Here is a 1,835-nt window from a genome sequence, read left to right as displayed (position 1 = left end):
ATCCTCCCTCTATGGAGAATCACTTTTCTCTTAAATACTCTCGGTTTCTTAGATTTTGACCGAGTGTTCTTCTTCGCAGGTAACAGACCATTGGAATGAAGTTGTAGATGAAGAAATTTATGGGGCTGGTTAAGGCGCAAAAAAGCCTCTACCTAGACCACTCACCGAAAAAAGTGGTTGCTTCGGTAAAATATGGTTGCACCTTTGGATCTCCACATAAGCTCATGGCGGTCAACCCTCCCACATCTCGCAGAGTCTACGCTCCCACATTCCTTCATTCAACCTGTCCATGAGGTGGAGGTCAGATATGCTGCCCGACAGGATCTTCGTCCGTAAGGATAGTGCCGTTCCGACTCATCCGTGCTTCTTGTTATTTGTTTTTTTCACTGACTAGATCATTAACAAAGGCAAATATTCACTTAAGCTGCTTGTGGTAATGCTGCGAATCGAGGGATATCCTGGATCATTTTCTCTTCGCTGAACTCATGTCCCTTCTGCAGTATCCCGAACAGGATCCGTATGAGTTTGTTACACAATGCGATGAGAGATTGCATCTTTTTGAGCGGATTTATCGGCCGTTTTGTGTAGTACTCGTGCAAAGCCCGGAAGGCTGCGTTCTTAGCAACTAACGGCATCATCACTCGAAAGAGCAAGGCACGAAGACGCTTCCGGCCTCTCTTTGTTATCTTGGTCTGTCCTGTATGTGTGCCAGATGAGTTTGTTTTCAAATTCAATCCAGCGAGCTTTGAAATCTGTTTGGGGTGACGGTACTGGCTAATGTCACCTACCTCAGCAAGGAATCCTGCGATGGTATCTCTTCCAATCCCTTTCATGGCCAGCAATTGCGGCACATGTGGAATCTGTATGAGCAATTCATCCAATCTGGCTCCCAGCTCTTCGAGCTTGTTATGAAGCCATTCATACTGGGTCAGCAGTAATTTTAACTCCATTTTAGCTAACTCGGAACCTTGTTGGATGCCGACAGAATGGCTGGCTGCTGCCTTTAGACGCTGTATCCGACCTAAACCAAGTCCTCGTTTTGCAGCTTCTCTTAGGTGCTGCAGCAAGGTGTCATCTGGCACATGGACTAGCTCGTGCGGTAGTAAATAAAGGCTCAGCATTTGAATGGCCGATTTGCATTCCCAATCTTTAAATACCGTTAGAAACTCCGGAAAGTATCGATCCAGCCAGTTATGGACACGTGCTTGGATCACACAAAGGTCAGTCGTTAGGTGATCGCGAATCTTCATCGCTTCCCTCAGTTCTGCATAAATGCCCTGAGGAAGGCTAGGTACGGCGTATCTCCCGTCTTTGACCAGCTGTGCAATGACCTTCGCATCTTTGATGTCATTTTTAGTTGGGGAATTATCGTCCAACTCTTTGCTCTTCTTCACGTGCATCGGATTCACAACGCCGTACTTAACTTGCTTTTCTCTAAGAAAATGAGCAAGGTTCAGCCAGTAATGACCGGTTGGTTCCATGCCAACAATAACGTCTTGGAAACCTTGTTCCGCTAAGATTTTACGATACCAGCTCACAAACAACTCGAATCCTGCCTGGGTATTTTCAAACGTAATTGGCTTCCCGAACTCGACTCCGCGGTTGTCTTGTGCGCGAGCCACATGTTTAAATTTTGCGATGTCTACACCGACAATTAAGGTAGAAGATGTGATTTGATTAATTCGCTCATTTTGATTAAAATTCATGTTGTGTTCTCCTTGGTTTGTTTTTGGGATCCGTTCAGCCGGCCAGCGTCGTGGACCCCTTAACATCATACCAAGGAGTCTTTTTATTTCTCAAACCTCGTATTTCTTCATAATAGGAATGCTGTCCGT

At 45.6% G+C, this 1,835-nt stretch carries 1 protein-coding gene; it reads right to left on the bottom strand.

Annotated elements, in window-relative coordinates; translation table 11 throughout:
* Positions 1-419: 419 nt before the first annotated feature.
* Complete coding sequence (locus ACFPB1_RS27320) at positions 420-1,706, bottom strand: IS110 family transposase (protein WP_379229374.1); 1,287 nt, start codon at positions 1,704-1,706, stop codon at positions 420-422.
* Between the last annotated feature and the right edge of the window lie 129 nt (positions 1,707-1,835).

It is taken from the genome of Paenibacillus sp. GCM10023250 (assembly GCF_042653205.1).
Lineage (GTDB): Bacteria > Bacillota > Bacilli > Paenibacillales > Paenibacillaceae > Paenibacillus_Z.
The sequence above is the reverse complement of the archived record's forward strand: the minus strand, read 5'-3'. Positions and strand labels throughout refer to the sequence as shown.

Bases quoted from the DNA above. Each gene is read 5' to 3' on its own strand.
- ACFPB1_RS27320 (WP_379229374.1), bottom strand. From the start codon at position 1,706: ATGAATTTTAATCAAAATGAGCGAATTAATCAAATCACATCTTCTACC.